The sequence below is a fragment of the Pseudomonas sp. 05N431 genome, assembly GCF_056397005.1.
This window is the reverse complement of record NZ_JBFTMN010000002.1, coordinates 25,218-40,191: the sequence shown is the minus strand read 5'-3', so window position 1 is coordinate 40,191 and position 14,974 is coordinate 25,218. Positions and strand designations below refer to the sequence as shown.

Here is a 14,974-nt window from a genome sequence, read left to right as displayed (position 1 = left end):
CGAACGCCACCTACCGAACGATGCAATTCCCGTTTTCCGTGACATCTCTGGCTCAGCGGTATCGATCAACGTTATGCCCAGTTCGATGTCTTGGCGCAGGGCCGCGACTTCCCGCTTGTTGGCCGAGCGACCTTCGCCCATGCGCCAGGTGCCCTGGCCAATGACCGGGACGGTGACGCCCGCCAGTTCGCGGGTACGCCTGAAAGCCTGAAGGTGATCTATGGTTTACGTGTGGCAGCCTAAGCGCCTGTGGGTTCATTATCGCTGGGCGTGAGGGAAACACTCGGTGACAACCGGGCTAGCGCCCGTCGAAAACCTTCCACTTTGGACACATCTCCCCGGGTTCTGTGGGTAATGACGCCATAGGCGTAAGGGAGTAAACCCTCCAGCCAGTCTCGTGGGTGGATCTCGACGCTGTTCTCCAGTGTCGCGACGACCCAGTCGGGGAACCATGACATATCGCGGTCCGAGAAGTTGACTTCGCCTGCGATCAGCAACGCCAAGGTGGTACGCAGCGACGACTTGTCCTTCAATAATCGCTCTTGCAGCGCTTGGCAAGCGTCCGGGTCATCCAGTAACACACGAAGATCGTTGGGCTTGCTCAGCTTCAGCGAGGCCGGAAGCAGCGCAGACAAGGCCGGTAACGAGTCCATCCAGCGTTTTTGCACCTCCAGATCAATCCCGACGAAGTCCAGCGCCGGGGGCACAAGCGGCGCGTGAAGGATAACCGTGGGTGTCAGGTAGCGCAGGCGAAGGCTCATGATGTCCATAAAGAGCCGGTCACTGGCGCATAAACATTCCACGGCAGGTGCGGTGCCCAGTATGGTTGATGGCGGTGGGCCGATAATGAAGGTCGCATTGCGTCGGTGGGGCAGGTAATGAATGTCGCCCCAGCTGTCGTTCAGGCAGTGGGCGAGCCAAGCCTGGGGCGTAGGGCCGTTGAACGGGTCTAGGTTCATGGGAACGCCAAAACCGTTGAACACCACGTGACCGAGGGGATTGAGGCGGCTCTTCAATAGTTGGTGGAATCCGTGATCAAACACGATCGGGGCATAAGCGCTCTGGGTGTAGAGGTCGACAATAATGACGTCGTACCGGTCGGGAGTGACGACCAGGAAGTGCGCGGCATCGGCGACCATGCTGTCAAAGTCGATATGCGCTGCAAGTCGGTTCCGGTTGTCGAGGCTGCGCACGAGTGCGGTCTCGTCCAGATCAACGGCCAACAGACTGGCCACTCTGGTGCTGGCTGCGATCGGCGCCAGCGCCACACCGTCCGAAAGCCCCAACATCAGGACCGAGATTCGATCCTTGGACGGATCCCCCAGGAAACCGGTACAACCCATGTCGTCATAATATTGGCCGCAGAAGATCTGTTCATGTCGAGCAGATTCAGGTCGATCCTTGAAGTCCGGCATAGTGAAAGGCAACTCCGTTTGTAAGAGGCGGGGGTACGGCGAGGCAGGTCAGTGCGCAAACGCTTCAGGGTATTTGTCCAGATAGGCATCATTGAGCTGCGTATCCTGGGAACGCATGAAAGTTTTGAAGTCGGGTACCAGAAAGACCAGCAGAGACAACAGCAGCACCATGACGCCCAGCAGCGTGATTGTCAGTGCGACTCCCAGATAGGCGATCAGGGTGTTCATCGCGAAACTGCCCAAGGGGCTGGCCGCCGCAGACAGAAATGAAACCGTGGCAAAAATCCGGTTGCGATGGAGTTTTGGCGTTGCCAGCAACCTCACAGCGGAGGTGGGGATGTTGATCAACATCAGGCCGACGCCGCCGCAGAAAAAGGCCGCGGGCACGATGAACGACGATGAAACGGTTCCGACCACCACCAGGTTGCATCCCAGTAATGCAAAACCTGCGGACACACACATGTCACGGGGGACCCGGTCGGATAACCAGCCGATGATCTTGTAACTGCCCGCCAGAATGCCCAGCCCGAAGCACGAATCCAGAAGACCGATGTAAGTGACCGGGTACTGGATGATGTCCTTTACGTACAGTGGGATCAGGATGGTGAAGAACGGAAACAGGGCAAAGTTGATCAGCATTGCAATGATGGCCAGGTAAAATTCGACTTTCACTCCGTAAACCACTTTGAAGCCGGAATAGATCATGCTGAAGCCGCTGGCACCCGGGGCTTTTTCGCCTTGGCCAGTGGCACCGATGTGGCTCGGGATGGTCGCGATCAACGCCCCGGCGATGAGAATCGCAAAAAAATCGGCGGCAAAGGCGAATGTGATACCGAACCCGTAAATCAACCCGCTGGCCAGTACTGGCCCCAGCAGAATGGAAAAGGACGACATCACGCTTTTGGTCCGAAAGGCCAGGGAGACTTTATCGTCGTCTGCAAACAAAGGAATGATCGACGCCTGGAGAGGGTCGCGTACGCCGACGATCGCACTGCTGATCATCATCAGCGCGCCCACCGTCCAGGGGTTGAACGACCCCGTGGCGGACAGCACCACCATCAACAGTGCTGTCAGCAGGCTGATCCATGAGGCCAGCTTGATGATCAGGATTTTGTTGTACTTGTCCCCCAGCCATCCCAGCAGAGGTTTGGCTAACACTTCCGCCGCGATGGAACAGGCAATCATGTTGGCGAAATAGAGCGCAGAGCCTGTTTCCTGCAAGGCCCACCAGGCCACCGCCAGTTGATTGCACCGTCCCCCCAGAACCATCAGTAAAAAGCTGAATTGCACTTTCAGCAGACGTCGGTCGATGCCGGGAAAGCCCCACGTAATGCCTGAAAAATTTGCACTCATTGACGTACCTTTGATCCGAATAGGGTGACTGCACAATCAGGGGGTTCAAGAAACGACGGGGTGACGCTCATCAGGGTAAATCGCCAGATATCGCTCGATGCCACCCTCAAGGCTATAGAGTTCCGCTTCCTGGTTGACGCTGCGAACTGCCAGCAGGGCCGCCTTGCTCCTGACGCCGGATTTGCAATAGAAAACGATACGGCGGGTGGTATCGAGTTCTTCCTGGCGCTTGATGATGTCTTTGAGCGGAATCAGTTTGCCGCCCAGCGAGCCTTGCTGATGCTCGCTGACGTCGCGCACATCGACCAATTGAAATGGCGCTTGTGTCGCTATCCAGTCATGCAGTGTGTTAGGTGACAGCCAGTCGCTGTCGCGCCACGCAGACGTGGTCGTAGCGCCAAGCGTTTTCGCAGGGGGCCGGTCCCGTGTTTTTTTGTTGATGTTCAACAGGTGGAAAGTGTTGTCCAGGCAATCAATAGACAACAAATGCCCGCTCAAGGGCTCCCCGGCACGGAGGATGAGCTTGAGTACTTCATTGGCCTGAAAGCAACCAAGCAAGCCAGGTATGACGCCAAGAACGCCCGCTTCCGAGCAGTTTTGTGTCAAGTGCGGTGGCGGCGGTGTTTCGAACAGATCCCGGAAGCACGGCCCCCGTTGTTGGGTATGCCGATTGTAATAATTAAATACCGACACCTGTCCCTCGAACTGACTGATCGAGGCATAGACCATCGGTTTTTCACACTCGATACAGGCGTCACTGATGAGGTATTTGGCGTCGAAGTTATCAGTGGCGTCGACGATGATGTCGTATTCCGCCAGCAGCGACAGGACGTTGTCCGGGTTCAGCGTCGTGGCAACGGTGTGGACGACGATGTCGGGGTTCAACTGATTGATGCGACGCTTGGCTGCCAACACTTTCAGGTCGCCTACATCGGCAATCGCATAGAGAATTTGTCGGTGCAGATTGCTCACGTCGACGATGTCGTTATCAACGATGCCGATCGTCCCGACGCCAGCACCTGCCAGGTACAGGAGTACCGGGCAGCCCAGCCCCCCGGCGCCGACCACCAGCACCTTGCTGTCGTTGAGGCGCTGCTGCCCCTGAGCGCCGACCTCGCTGAGGATGATTTGGCGGGCGTAACGGGAGGTGTCCGTTTTCAGGTTGCATTGCATGTCAGCCACCTGCCACTGCGTTGATCAGAATCAATTGCGCATTACTGTCCAGGGGACAACGGCGGTCATGCTCACTGGTCACGGGCATGCCGTCGACGAACAACCCCACGAACGGCTGCGGGTACAGGTCCTCAGAGAAGACCGGGCCAATCAGGTCGGGAAACCGTGCGGTCAGATTGTTCAGTACATCGCTGACACACAAGCCCTCAATGGCGTGTGTTTTATGCTGATCGGTGTAGGACATGAACTGCCGGGGAAAATGTACGACTGCCATGGGTCATCCTTGAACGGTGTCAGTTGTCAGGTTGCTGGAAAACGCATCCAGCCTGGAGGTGATCAGTTTTCCGATTTCGGACAGTTCGGCCGAAGCCTGGAGAGTGGCCAGACTTTTGAGGAAGTACTGGTGCAAGTAGTCGAGTCGTTCGGGACGAGCTCGCACGGAACCGCTGGCCAGCAACCGCTGGTGGTAGTTCACGGCGCTGACCGCAAACAGGCAAGCCAGCAAGACACCCCTAGGGTTCTTGCCGCCGGTTCCTGATGGCAGTATGTAGTCGTTCGAACTGTCCTTGAGCTGGAAGTCGTAAACCTCAGCGATCAAACTGGACCAGATATGGGACAGTTCATGCACCAGTAACTCTTCAAGGTCCGTCATGCTGGTAAACGCGGTTTCGCCCAGAAACATTTGTTGCGGCAGTACGGGATTGGTCAGGCTGACTTGTTGAGTCAGCAACTTATGTATATTAACCGGCAGGTCCAATAATCTGGTCCATTCCGGCAGCAAGGCTTTGAGGTTGCTCTTCGCTTCGGCCAACATGATCTGCTCGGCGTTACCGAGCGCTTGATGGGGCGGAAATGCGGGCGCACCTTCGACGTGCCGGTTATACAGGGTAGTGGCAAAGTCTGGTTGCAAATAGGTGGTTAAAGGTAACTCGCCTCCCTCGATATTTTTACGTACAACGGCGACGAGCGTTAAAAGTTTTTTGCTATTGAACATGGGGTTCACAAAGGGCAAGCCATTTATTTCACACAGTATCTCTGATGGCGACATTCTGTTTTACCGTCCTCGTCCATGGTTGCAGTTTGAGAAAGTCGATCAAGTCCAGGCTCTTTATTCTGTAGGCAGAAAAGTTGGCCAGGACGTTGTCTATTTGTTTCTCCGCGACAGGGAGTGCCAGCAAGGCTTCTTTCAAACAATTTAGTGTTCGATGTCCGTACCACATGTTTTTCAGGTAGTGAAGTAGGTGTTGTTCTTGTGCTGACGTAATGATCTGTTCAGTCGTCCACTGTCTTAAAAACTGCCTGATATGAATAAGTGGTTCGCTGAGTGAAAGAAAGGGCTCTTGTGCTTGATGTATCAGGGTCACTTCGTCGTCGGACATGTCCGGATCGCTGGCGAATTGTCGATACACTTCACCAAAGCCTGTCATTCCCAGCGTATCCATTTCACAAGCGCGAATGGCACCCATGGACGACAATCCCCAAATACGCCAACCCGCGCCCAGGGCGTCGAGTATCTCGGCATGGCCGACGGCAGGGTGTGCATGGAACACGCCATCGACAATGGCGAGGTTCGAAGGGGGCGATTGCGCCACCAGGCGTTCGATATCGCCGCGTTTGACGGGCGGGCGTAACACCAGGCCACCACCGCACAGTAATTGACTGTCTATTCCTTGCAGGGAGGGGCCCGCAAACAGCGTGCATGCCTCAAGCGCTTTGTTTGACATACGTAAGTAACCTCGGACCGACCCTTTTCAAACCGGGTTCAAAGGCTTCAAGCCCCGGAATAATGATTCTGACCACGGTGATGTCGTCCGTCGCTTTACTGAGCAAAACCCTTAGCACGGTACTGAGCCCGACGCGCTGCAACCGCTCAATGAGCAACTCCCAGGCCGATTCGATCGTGGGGATCGCGGCTTCCTGGCAGTCGATGGAGGAGTAATCGATCATCTGGTCCTGGGAGGTGGCCACGGTACGCAAGCGTGAGATGGCCTGAAGTTCGGCCGAACGGCCCTTCTTCTCGAAGTATTTGACGCGCTCGATGATGTCGTCCCGGCCTCCGTGGATGTGGCTTAAACGGCTTTGGGCCGCCTCGCAGATGGCCCGAATCAAGGCGATTTCCTTGATGGGATGCAACCCTGAACCGGTGGCCACAGAGATGGGCGCCTGGGAGGACTCTTCCATGATAAAAGCCTGAAAGTAGGCCAGGCCAAAACAGTTTTCGGTGTAACGAACCGACAGGCTCAACCCCGCGTCATTGATTTTATTGATCAGGGCGTCAGTTTCTGCGCTGTAGCGGTCCAGATTGACGAGGCAGGAGCGGTCATGCAGGTGATTAAAGGCTTGAACATCGCGCTCCATGAGTTCGCAAACAGCGTGTACCGAGGCTTCCACCAAGTCATTGCCTGAAGCCAGGCCACTGGAGCTTTCCCCGAAGAGTCGTTGCCCAGGGTTTTCGGGGTAGGGAATGAACACCAGTTCGGCGGGTGCAAGCACCTTTTGCTTGCGCAATACATCTTCAACTTCGATGGCCATGATGGGCGAGTCGGCGTCGGCAGAGAAGCCGTACAACATGCAGAACTGATTGAACGCTATTCGTCCTTCGTGGCTTTCAATGAGTTGTCTCGGCGTGGTCTTTAACAGTTTCAGTTGCGCGGTGTTGTATTGCGCAAGGCTGAACTCGATGGCTTCCATGTACGCGCCTATCTTGGCTTCTGCTGATCTGAGACCTTTGCCAGCGTTTACGCACAGCGAACCCTTCAATGCATCAGGTCGTATGCTGGCAAACACAGGAATGCCTATGCGGTCCAGCCAGGTTGTGTCGGCCACCCGGGTAATACCCAATCGCGGGGCTATATCGTTGACGATAATCTTTAATGTTTCTTCGGCACTGCGGCGACGAAGGCTCGAACTAAGCCTTTTCATAAGGGTTACCTTTGACTGATGAAAGGTATAAGCAAGCATCATGTTCGACACAATAGAAAACGGGAGGGAATTACTTCCCTCCCGTTTTTTCAGGCTGCGATTTTTACGTCTTCAGCCAGAGCCAGCGTCAACACGTTGTTGTTCGACTGATGCGCCACAAAACCGGCGTGCATCAGGCTTTCATCGTTCAAAATGACGGAGAACTTCTCCGCGGTTTCTGCGTCCAGTTCCAGCTCAAAGGTTACATCATTAACTAGAAAGTCCATTTTATTTATCCTGCCAATAGTATTGCGTTTGAGAAAGTTTGTTGCGCAACGCCTATAAGGTTTTGCAGATGGTGGAGCTCACGTCAAATCAATACTAGTTTCAAAATGTTGCGATTTTATATCTCCGCGAAGTGCTGGAAAGTTGCTTGAAACATTAGTCGCAATGGTTGTAGGAATAGGCTTACAGATTCTTTGGATAAGTATCTTGCTGTCCTAGGGTCGATCTTCGAAATTTCCGTAAGTAATTTCTGAAATTTTTTAAGTTCTTGACGCATTGTCTAAGCCAAGACTAGGTTTGCAGTGTCGGTTGAGCTGGCTTCAAAAAAATCCGAATGAAGAATGGCAGTCCCTTCGGTCATTTATAAAGCGGTATGCATTCAGAAAAGTTTCCGAAGGGGCGCGAACATGGGGAATGATCAATTCAGGCCGAAATGGCAAAGTATATGGGCCAAAAATAATGTTTTTGTCGAAGCTGGTTTATTACGTTGCCGCCACCATGGATGGCTACATCGCCACTCAACAGCACAAGCTGGACTGGTTAGAAAGTTTCACGCTGGGTGATGACGCCACACCGATTGTCAACGCCAATACCCGCGTGAGCTTTTGTTTTCGACCATCGTTGAGCTGATGTCCCTTGTCTCATTGGGCTTATGGCCTTCACTGCATGCCGTCGCGTGGCAGATGGATGACCTTCCGGTCAGTCTGACAGCGCTCTATGACAAGGTCAGCCGGACCGAACCTGCTTTGCTTCGAGCGTTAGTCACTGGCAGTGCAGAGCGCCTGGCCCCGACCATAAAAGCGCTGGAGCAAGCGACAAGCGAAGCGTTGCGCGTCGTAGAGAGTGGGTGATCAGCCGCTACCTTCTGGGAGCGTGGCTTGCCCGCGATCGGGTCGGGCTGCGTTCGGACGAAGCAGTCGTAAAACCGGCTGATGCGTTCTAACTGACATACCGCGGGTACAGGTCTTAGGACCGCTTCGCGGTCCAGCGGGAGCAAGCTCTTATGGAGCAAAAAATAACTTATTGATTTATATATTATTTTTAAGGGCTGGCTCGCCGGCCCTGGCCCATGTTCCTTGCGCGACAGCGCGGCGTCGAAGACGGGGCGGCGACTCCCTCGCCACAGGTTCGGTGTTCGACACTAGAACCTGCTCGCCTTCTCAAGCCGTCTCGGTGGCTTCGATCAGGCGATTCTCTTCCTGAAGATCGCCGTCGCCAATCAACTGCTTGATCTCTTCAAACAACTCATCACTCTGCTCCTCAGTGCAGTCTTCGCCATAACGCTTGCGCAATCCATGTTGGCTCAGAATTAGGTGCACATCGGCGTGCAGGCCATGCTGTTTCAGGCAGTTTTCGACGCATTGCAACGGGCAGCCGTCCAGCGCCAGGATCCGCCGTCCCGAGCGCGCTTTGTTGACCAGTGTAGCGACATGCCCGCCGACACCGACGATGCAGGACATTTCGGCCAGGCCTGTGCGATCCAGGCGCAAGGCCAGGCTGTTGGCCAGTTGGGCGACATTGGAACAACCGGAGCAGGAATAGACCAAAGGCAGGGTTGAATCGGGCATGAGGGTTCTCCACTGATGGACTCTGCCAGTGTGCAAGGCTGGCAGTATTGCGCCTTGACCATGGTCAAATCCGAGACTGGCCCAGCTACTGTTGGTACGTGGCCAGATCCTCTTCAGCGAGGATGCGGATATGGCGCCGTTCCATTGCAATCAGGCCGCACTCGACCAACCGATGCAAAATCCGCGAAAAGGTTTCCGGCTGAATCCCCAGTTTCGATGCCACCAGGCGTTTGGATACTTGCAAGACGATCTGGCCAGTGACGGGATGGCGTTCCTGGAGCAGGAAATTGATGACCCGACGGCTCGCGCTCGCCAGCGTCAACGTGTCTATGTCCCGCAAACGCAGGTGCAAGTGAACGCTCATGCTGGCCAGAATCGCCAGGCAAACCTTCGGCTGGTCCTCCAGGGCGTTGCGGTAATGGTTGCCCTCGATACTGACCAGCACGCTGTCTTTCAGCGCGGTGGCGCTCACTGGATAGAGTCGGGCCTGGCTGAACAGCAAGGCTTCGGCAAAAGTCTGGCCGGGCTGGATGATCTCTACGAGGTTTTCCTGACCTTCGCCGGTGAGCCGGTACAACTTGATCTGACCGCTGACCAGCAGGAAAAAACGCTTGGCCGGGTCCCCCTGGTGCATGAGTGTGCAGTGACAACTCAGGTGCTTGAGCATGGCCAGGCCGCAGATTTCCTCGAAGACTTTCTCCGGCAATTGGCTGAACAGGTGATGACGGCGCAACGTTAAAATGATGGAAGGGTGGGTCAGCATGGCGTACCTCCGCTGACGGTCATAGTAGAGGGCGCGGCCCGGATGACCTATGCCTCTGCAGGCCTACCTCCAAAGAGGAATACTTGTCAGCCGGCGTTGCGCAGATGCTCCATGGCCCACACCGCCGCCTCGACCCGCGAACGCAAGCCGAGTTTATGCAGCAGGTTCTTGACGTGAACCTTGACCGTCCCTTCGGTGATGCCGAGCTTGTGCCCGATGACTTTGTTGCTGAAGCCGCTGGCGATGATTTTCAGCACCTGCCGCTCACGTTCGGTCAGTTCCACCACCGCCTGACGCGCAGGAGCACGCAGCGCCTGGGCCATGACTTGGGTCAGCCCCGGGCTGACCACCAACGCGCCGTTCAGTGCATCACGGATGTACTGAATCAACAGTTCGGGCTCCATGTCCTTGAGCAGATAGCCGTCGGCATCCAGGCGCAGTGCATCGCGAATATCGTCTTCAGCATCCGAGACAGTGAACAGCAGCACCTTGCCGGTGTAATGCATCGCACGTAATCGGCGCAGGGTTTGAATGCCATTCATCTGCGGCATGTTGTTATCGAGCAAAACCAGATCCGGTTGCAGCGGCTCAATGAGGCTGAGTGCTTCTTCGCCGTTGCCGGCTTCGCCGACGATCTTGAAATCATCTTCGAGTTCGAGCATCTGGCGGATGCCGTGACGCATCATCGGATGATCGTCTACCAGCAGGATGGTGTGTTGTTGTGACGGGCTCATGTGACGCTACCTTCTGTTTGCTGCCCGAGAAACTCCGGCTGGAATTCCAGTTGGACACGGGTGCCTTGCGGCTCCCTGGAAAATATCTGCAATTGGCCGTGCAAGCTGCGAGCTCGTTCGTCCATGATGTTCAGACCGTGGTGTTCACGCTGGTCGACGTTGTCGCTGAAGCCGCGCCCGTCGTCTTCGACGATGAGCCTGACGGTTTCGCCGTCCTGGCGCAGTTGTAACCAGGCGTTTTGCGCGTGGGCGTGGCGCAGGCAGTTGGAGAGTGCCTCGCGGGTGATCTGCAAAATGTGGATTTGCTCGCTGGCGGAGAGCTGAAAGGCCAGCGCATCGACGTGCAGGTGCACCTGAAATTCTCCGCGACGGGAGAACTCCTCGGCGGTGTCCTTGAGCTCTTGCACCAGTCCCGCATCGTGAATCTGCAAGCGAAAGGTGGTCAGCAGTTCGCGTAACTGGCGGTAGGCATTGTTCAGCCCCTCGCGCAATTCGGCGGTGACGGTTTCCAGGGTTTCGACTGGTTCGCCACGGCGCATCAGGGTCTGCATGCGGCTGACTTGCAGTTTCATGTAGGACAAGGCCTGGGCCAGTGAATCGTGCAGTTCGCGGGCGATGATCGTGCGCTCTTCGAGCAACAGCAGGCGATGATCCTGTTCCCGTTGGCGTTTGAGTGAAAGCGAGGTGCCAATCAGGTTGGCCAGGGCCTGGATCAACTGGGTTTCCCAGGCTTGCGCCGGATGCCCGTCGACAAAATGCGCCTTGAGCTCCCCCAGTTCGCTGCCCTGGTTGCTGATGCTGAAAGTCTGCGGGTTGGTTTTTTGGTGCTTCTGGCACGTGGCGCAATCGCTGCTGGCGCAAACATCCCGACTGTTTGCCCCATGCAGGGCGATTAATTGCTGGGCGGGTGCCTGCAAGTGTCCTTGTAGACACAGCGACAGACGCAAGCCGGGCAGGCGTTGCTGGAAGCGCCGGATCAACTCATCCAGGCCTTCGGCGTTGGCCAGGCGTGTGGCCAGGTTTCGACTGCTTTGGTACAGCAGCTCCAGGGCTGCATTGGCTTGTTGCAAGTTCAGGGTTTTTTGCTGGACCTGGCTCTCAAGCGTGCGATGCGATTCTTCGATCGTTTCCGCCATGGCGTTGAAACTCGTGGCCAACTGGCCCAGTTCGTCCTGGGACTGATGGTTGACCCGCACCTTGAAATCGCCGCGACGAAAGCGCTGGGTGGCGTCCACCAATTCTTTCAAGGGCGTGACAACGCCGTACTGCAGTTCATATAGCCCAACCAGCAGGACGATCATGGTGCTGAATAAGGCCAGGCCCTGGATCGCCTGTTGCCAGCCTTGCTTTTGTTCGCTTTCGCGCTGCAGCAGGCTGACAAACTGGTTCAGTTGTTCAACGAAAGGCTGGGTCAGAGCCTGAAAAGAGGCCACATCGCCACGTTCGAGTGTCGGGCGTAAATCCTCGTTCCAGTGTTGCTGGATTTGCCCATAGCTGATTTGCAGAGCCGTGGTCGGACCATCTTCCAGTACCGCTTTGAGTGACTGGCTGTTGAGGCGAGTTTGCAGGCTGTCGGTGATGCTGGCGATTTCTTCGCCGGTTGCGCCAGCGGCCAGTTTCCAGCTCAGGTGGTAAGTCTCCATGCGCACCGAGCCCGCGGTGTTGATCGCTGCGGCATCGCCCTGACTGAACCAGGCGATCAATCCGGCGCTCAATGAACTGGCAAGGGCGAGTATGGCGATGAGGATCACCGCCAACCCGGCGCGAGCGGGCAGGGAGCTGCGCAACCAGCGCATCATCAGCACTGATCCTGGGGAAAGACACGAAAACTGAGCATATGGCGTCCCGGAGTGGGTTTTGCAGCCAGTCCCGGGTGCGCTACCTCTAAAGAGTTGCCGACGTCTCCCTGTCGGCAATGGTGTTGCTGGAAAACCTTAAGAAGCTGATAAATAAAGGGTTTCAAGGTTTTCTTGAACTACCTCCTTGGAGGTAGGCCGGGCAAGGATAGCCCCTTGCCCTCATGGGCTTCGTTGATGTGGATCAAGTTTTTGCGGGGTTGGCCTCTCTAGTCTGCCGCCATGGCTAACTGACTGGAGAGCATTGTGATCCAACCGCGTATACGACAAGGCTTGGTGCTGGGCATGAGTACGCTGGCCTTCACCGTCTGTTTCATGGTCTGGATGATGTTTGCGGTGCTCGGGGTGCCGATCAAGGAACTGCTCCAGCTCAACGAAACCCAGTTCGGCCTCTTGGCCGCAACCCCGGTGCTGACCGGCTCGCTGGTGCGTTTACCGCTGGGCCTGCTGACTGACCGCTTTGGTGGTCGCAGCGTGTTCTTCCTGCTGATGCTGTCCTGCGTCGCACCGCTGTACCTGATCAGTCACGCCACCGCCTACTGGCAATTCCTGGTACTGGGCTTGTTCGTCGGCCTGGCCGGTGGCTCGTTTTCAGTGGGCATTGCCTACGTCGCCAAATGGTTCGACAAGGAAAACCAGGGCTTCGCCATGGGCATCTTTGGTGCTGGCAATGCGGGAGCCGCAGTGACCAAGTTTCTCGCCCCGGCACTGATCGCTGTCGGCAGTTGGCAATTGGTGCCAAAGGTCTTCAGCGCGATCCTGTTCATTACTGCGCTGTTGTTCTGGTTCGTCAGCTCCGAAAACAAGGACCACCGTAGTGCCGCCGGCGCCAGCTTGCGTGAACAGTTGCGTTCGCTGAAAGATCCGGCGGTGTGGCGCTACTGCCAGTACTACTCGATCGTCTTCGGCGGCTACGTCGCCCTGGCCTTGTGGATGACCAAGTACTACGTGCAGGAATACGGTTTCAGCCTGCAAAGCGCAGCGCTGCTGGCGGCCTGTTTTTCCCTGCCCGGCGGGGTCCTGCGTGCCGTCGGCGGCTGGATGTCGGATCGCTGGGGCGCGCAAAGCGTGACCTGGTGGGTGTTGTGGGTCAGCTGGATCTGCCTGTTCCTGCTCTCGTACCCACAGACCCAACTGCAAGTGCAGACCCTCAACGGTCCGATGGATTTTCACATCGGCCTGAATCCCGCGCTGTTTACCGTGCTGCTATTCGTCATGGGCATCGCCTTCGCGTTCGGCAAAGCCTCGGTTTTCAAATACATCGCCAATGACTACCCGAAAAACATGGGGGCTGTGTCCGGCATCGTTGGCCTGGCAGGCGGCCTGGGCGGTTTCGTGTTGCCGATTCTGTTCGGCGCCCTGGTGGACCTCACCGGGGTGCGCTCTTCCTGCTTCATGTTGATGTACGGCGTGGTCTGGGTCTCCCTCACCTGGATGTACTTCAGCGAAATACGCAAGACCCCGGTGTTCGGTAAAGAGCTGCCGGTGACCACTTTCCCGTATTCCAGCATTGCCCAAGGAGAAGAACATGTCCGTTCTGCAAAAGCCTGACAAAGGCCCGGTGATTCATGACTGGCGCCCCGAGGACCCCGCATTCTGGGGGAGTAGCGGCAAACAGACCGCCACCCGCAACCTGTGGATTTCCATTCCTGCACTGCTGCTGGCCTTTGCGGTGTGGATGGTCTGGAGCACGGTAATTGTGCGTTTGAACGCCATCGGCTTCAGCTTCACCACCGACCAGTTGTTTTGGCTGGCGGCGTTGCCGGGATTGTCAGGTGCGACCTTGCGTGTCTTCTACTCGTTCATGGTGCCGATTTTCGGTGGCCGGCGCTGGACCGCCCTGAGTACCGCATCGCTGTTGTTGCCCTCGATCTGGATGGGTTTCGCCGTGCAGAACCCGAGCACCTCTTACAGCGTGTTCGTATTGATCGCCTTGCTCTGCGGTTTTGGTGGCGGCAACTTTGCCTCGAGCATGTCCAACATCAGCTTCTTCTATCCCAAGTCTCAGCAGGGTACAGCCCTTGGCCTCAACGCCGGGTTGGGCAACCTGGGCGTTTCGGTGATGCAGTTCTGTGTGCCGCTGGTGATTACCTTCGGTGTGTTCGGCTTTATGGGCGGCTCGTCGCAAGCGTTGCCGGACGGCGGTCAGTTGTGGCTGCAGAACGCCGGGTTCATCTGGGTGCCGTTCATTGTGTTGGTGACGGTGCTGGCCTGGTTCGGCATGAATGATCTGTCCAGTGCACGCGCTTCGTTCAGCGACCAGGCCGTGATCTTCAAACGCAAGCACAACTGGCTGATGTGCTGGTTGTACCTGGCGACTTTCGGTTCGTTCATCGGTTTTTCCGCGGCGTTTCCGTTGCTGATCAAAACTTCCTTTCCGGACGTCATTGCCTTGAAATTCGCCTTCCTCGGCCCGTTGGTCGGCGCGCTGGTACGCCCGCTGGGTGGCTGGTTGGCGGACAAGCTCGGTGGCGCGAAAGTGACCTTGTGGAACTTCATGCTGATGATCGTGATGGTCTTCGGCGTATTGCACTTCCTCCCCCAGAACGGTTCGGGCGGCAACTTCTACGGCTTCCTTGGCCTGTTCATGCTGCTGTTCATCACCACCGGTGTCGGCAATGGCTCCACCTTTCGGATGATCCCGGTGATCTTCCGCACCCTGCATGAAAAAGCCTCTGCCGGAAAACCGTCCGCCGTGCGCGAACAAGCGCTCAAGGATGCCGGCAAAGAGTCGGCCGCCGTCCTCGGTTTCAGCTCGGCCATCGGCGCCTTCGGTGCGTTCTTCATTCCCAAATCCTTCGGCACTTCGATGGCCCAGACCGGCGGCCCGGAGATGGCTTTCTACATGTTCGTCGGCTTTTACCTGAGCTGCATTGTGGTGACCTGGTGGTGGTACGCGCGCAAAGGCGCCGCAACCCCCTGCTAA

The 14,974-nt window shown here is 56.5% G+C and carries 15 protein-coding genes and 2 pseudogenes; 4 read left to right on the top strand and 13 right to left on the bottom strand.

Annotation, left to right across the window (positions count from 1 at the left end; genetic code table 11):
- Window positions 1-51 precede the first annotated feature (51 nt).
- From AC1DIG_RS03175 to AC1DIG_RS03135, 9 genes and pseudogenes are all read right to left on the bottom strand, one after another.
- A pseudogene (locus tag AC1DIG_RS03175) lies at window positions 52-222 on the bottom strand (hypothetical protein); the annotation flags it as partial.
- 17 nt (window positions 223-239) lie between these two features.
- Window positions 240-1,415 (bottom strand): spermidine synthase, encoded by a 1,176-nt coding sequence (locus AC1DIG_RS03170; protein WP_477766111.1) that lies wholly within the window; start codon window positions 1,413-1,415, stop codon window positions 240-242.
- Window positions 1,416-1,463: 48 nt separating this feature from the next.
- Window positions 1,464-2,768 (bottom strand): MFS transporter, encoded by a 1,305-nt coding sequence (locus AC1DIG_RS03165; RefSeq protein ID WP_477766110.1) that lies wholly within the window; start codon window positions 2,766-2,768, stop codon window positions 1,464-1,466.
- A gap of 45 nt (window positions 2,769-2,813) precedes the next feature.
- On the bottom strand, window positions 2,814-3,941 hold the full coding sequence (gene moeB, locus AC1DIG_RS03160; RefSeq protein ID WP_477766109.1) for a molybdopterin-synthase adenylyltransferase MoeB: 1,128 nt from the start codon (window positions 3,939-3,941) through the stop codon (window positions 2,814-2,816).
- A gap of 1 nt (window position 3,942) precedes the next feature.
- Window positions 3,943-4,215, bottom strand: a complete 273-nt coding sequence (locus AC1DIG_RS03155) for a MoaD/ThiS family protein (RefSeq protein WP_477766108.1) — start codon at window positions 4,213-4,215, stop codon at window positions 3,943-3,945.
- Between the two features lie 3 nt (window positions 4,216-4,218).
- Window positions 4,219-4,989: a hypothetical protein gene (locus AC1DIG_RS03150; protein WP_427528089.1), complete on the bottom strand. Its 771-nt coding sequence runs from the start codon at window positions 4,987-4,989 to the stop codon at window positions 4,219-4,221.
- A complete protein-coding gene (locus AC1DIG_RS03145; RefSeq protein ID WP_477766107.1) occupies window positions 4,964-5,665 on the bottom strand; it encodes a TfuA-like protein in 702 nt (233 codons plus the stop codon). The genes AC1DIG_RS03150 and AC1DIG_RS03145 overlap by 26 nt, the downstream gene beginning before the upstream one ends.
- Window positions 5,646-6,863, bottom strand: coding sequence for a YcaO-like family protein (locus AC1DIG_RS03140; RefSeq protein WP_477766106.1), 1,218 nt, complete (start codon window positions 6,861-6,863; stop codon window positions 5,646-5,648). Before AC1DIG_RS03140 ends, AC1DIG_RS03145 begins: the two co-directional genes overlap by 20 nt.
- Before the next feature lie 89 nt (window positions 6,864-6,952).
- The gene (locus tag AC1DIG_RS03135) at window positions 6,953-7,129 is read right to left on the bottom strand and encodes a hypothetical protein (protein ID WP_477766105.1); all 177 of its coding nucleotides are present in this window, start codon (window positions 7,127-7,129) and stop codon (window positions 6,953-6,955) included.
- A 412-nt stretch (window positions 7,130-7,541) separates the two neighbouring features.
- Between AC1DIG_RS03135 and AC1DIG_RS03130 the strand changes: the two genes are divergently transcribed.
- Both AC1DIG_RS03130 and AC1DIG_RS03125 read left to right on the top strand, forming a co-directional pair.
- A complete protein-coding gene (locus tag AC1DIG_RS03130) occupies window positions 7,542-7,757 on the top strand; it encodes a hypothetical protein (RefSeq protein ID WP_477766104.1) in 216 nt (71 codons plus the stop codon).
- Window positions 7,709-7,933: pseudogene (locus AC1DIG_RS03125) on the top strand (IS4 family transposase); the annotation flags it as partial. The gene AC1DIG_RS03130 and the pseudogene AC1DIG_RS03125, both read left to right, overlap by 49 nt.
- A 354-nt stretch (window positions 7,934-8,287) precedes the next feature.
- Here the strand turns inward: AC1DIG_RS03125 and AC1DIG_RS03120 are convergent.
- From AC1DIG_RS03120 to AC1DIG_RS03105, 4 genes are all read right to left on the bottom strand, one after another.
- The gene (locus tag AC1DIG_RS03120; RefSeq protein WP_477766103.1) at window positions 8,288-8,695 is read right to left on the bottom strand and encodes a putative zinc-binding protein; all 408 of its coding nucleotides are present in this window, start codon (window positions 8,693-8,695) and stop codon (window positions 8,288-8,290) included.
- An 85-nt stretch (window positions 8,696-8,780) separates the two neighbouring features.
- Window positions 8,781-9,458, bottom strand: coding sequence for a Crp/Fnr family transcriptional regulator (locus AC1DIG_RS03115; RefSeq protein ID WP_477766102.1), 678 nt, complete (start codon window positions 9,456-9,458; stop codon window positions 8,781-8,783).
- Window positions 9,459-9,544: 86 nt separating this feature from the next.
- Window positions 9,545-10,192 carry a two-component system response regulator NarL gene (gene narL, locus AC1DIG_RS03110; protein WP_477766101.1) on the bottom strand — a complete coding sequence of 216 codons (648 nt, stop codon included), beginning with the start codon at window positions 10,190-10,192 and terminating at the stop codon, window positions 9,545-9,547.
- Window positions 10,189-11,991: a HAMP domain-containing protein gene (locus AC1DIG_RS03105; RefSeq protein WP_477766100.1), complete on the bottom strand. Its 1,803-nt coding sequence runs from the start codon at window positions 11,989-11,991 to the stop codon at window positions 10,189-10,191. The genes narL and AC1DIG_RS03105 overlap by 4 nt, the downstream gene beginning before the upstream one ends.
- Window positions 11,992-12,294: 303 nt before the next feature.
- Between AC1DIG_RS03105 and AC1DIG_RS03100 the strand changes: the two genes are divergently transcribed.
- The gene (locus tag AC1DIG_RS03100; RefSeq protein ID WP_477766099.1) at window positions 12,295-13,599 is read left to right on the top strand and encodes an MFS transporter; all 1,305 of its coding nucleotides are present in this window, start codon (window positions 12,295-12,297) and stop codon (window positions 13,597-13,599) included.
- Complete coding sequence (locus tag AC1DIG_RS03095; RefSeq protein ID WP_477766098.1) at window positions 13,577-14,974, top strand: NarK family nitrate/nitrite MFS transporter; 1,398 nt, start codon at window positions 13,577-13,579, stop codon at window positions 14,972-14,974. The genes AC1DIG_RS03100 and AC1DIG_RS03095 overlap by 23 nt, the downstream gene beginning before the upstream one ends.

Excerpts from the sequence above, each read along its gene's own strand:
- AC1DIG_RS03170 (WP_477766111.1), bottom strand. The coding sequence starts at position 1,415 with ATGCCGGACTTCAAGGATCGACCTGAATCTGCTCGACATGAACAGATC.
- AC1DIG_RS03165 (WP_477766110.1), bottom strand. The coding sequence starts at position 2,768 with ATGAGTGCAAATTTTTCAGGCATTACGTGGGGCTTTCCCGGCATCGAC.
- moeB (WP_477766109.1), bottom strand. The coding sequence starts at position 3,941 with ATGCAATGCAACCTGAAAACGGACACCTCCCGTTACGCCCGCCAAATC.
- AC1DIG_RS03155 (WP_477766108.1), bottom strand. The coding sequence starts at position 4,215 with ATGGCAGTCGTACATTTTCCCCGGCAGTTCATGTCCTACACCGATCAG.
- AC1DIG_RS03150 (WP_427528089.1), bottom strand. The coding sequence starts at position 4,989 with ATGTCGCCATCAGAGATACTGTGTGAAATAAATGGCTTGCCCTTTGTG.
- AC1DIG_RS03145 (WP_477766107.1), bottom strand. The coding sequence starts at position 5,665 with ATGTCAAACAAAGCGCTTGAGGCATGCACGCTGTTTGCGGGCCCCTCC.
- AC1DIG_RS03140 (WP_477766106.1), bottom strand. The coding sequence starts at position 6,863 with ATGAAAAGGCTTAGTTCGAGCCTTCGTCGCCGCAGTGCCGAAGAAACA.
- AC1DIG_RS03135 (WP_477766105.1), bottom strand. The coding sequence starts at position 7,129 with ATGGACTTTCTAGTTAATGATGTAACCTTTGAGCTGGAACTGGACGCA.
- AC1DIG_RS03130 (WP_477766104.1), top strand. The coding sequence starts at position 7,542 with ATGATCAATTCAGGCCGAAATGGCAAAGTATATGGGCCAAAAATAATG.
- AC1DIG_RS03120 (WP_477766103.1), bottom strand. The coding sequence starts at position 8,695 with ATGCCCGATTCAACCCTGCCTTTGGTCTATTCCTGCTCCGGTTGTTCC.
- AC1DIG_RS03115 (WP_477766102.1), bottom strand. The coding sequence starts at position 9,458 with ATGCTGACCCACCCTTCCATCATTTTAACGTTGCGCCGTCATCACCTG.
- narL (WP_477766101.1), bottom strand. The coding sequence starts at position 10,192 with ATGAGCCCGTCACAACAACACACCATCCTGCTGGTAGACGATCATCCG.
- AC1DIG_RS03105 (WP_477766100.1), bottom strand. The coding sequence starts at position 11,991 with ATGATGCGCTGGTTGCGCAGCTCCCTGCCCGCTCGCGCCGGGTTGGCG.
- AC1DIG_RS03095 (WP_477766098.1), top strand. The coding sequence starts at position 13,577 with ATGTCCGTTCTGCAAAAGCCTGACAAAGGCCCGGTGATTCATGACTGG.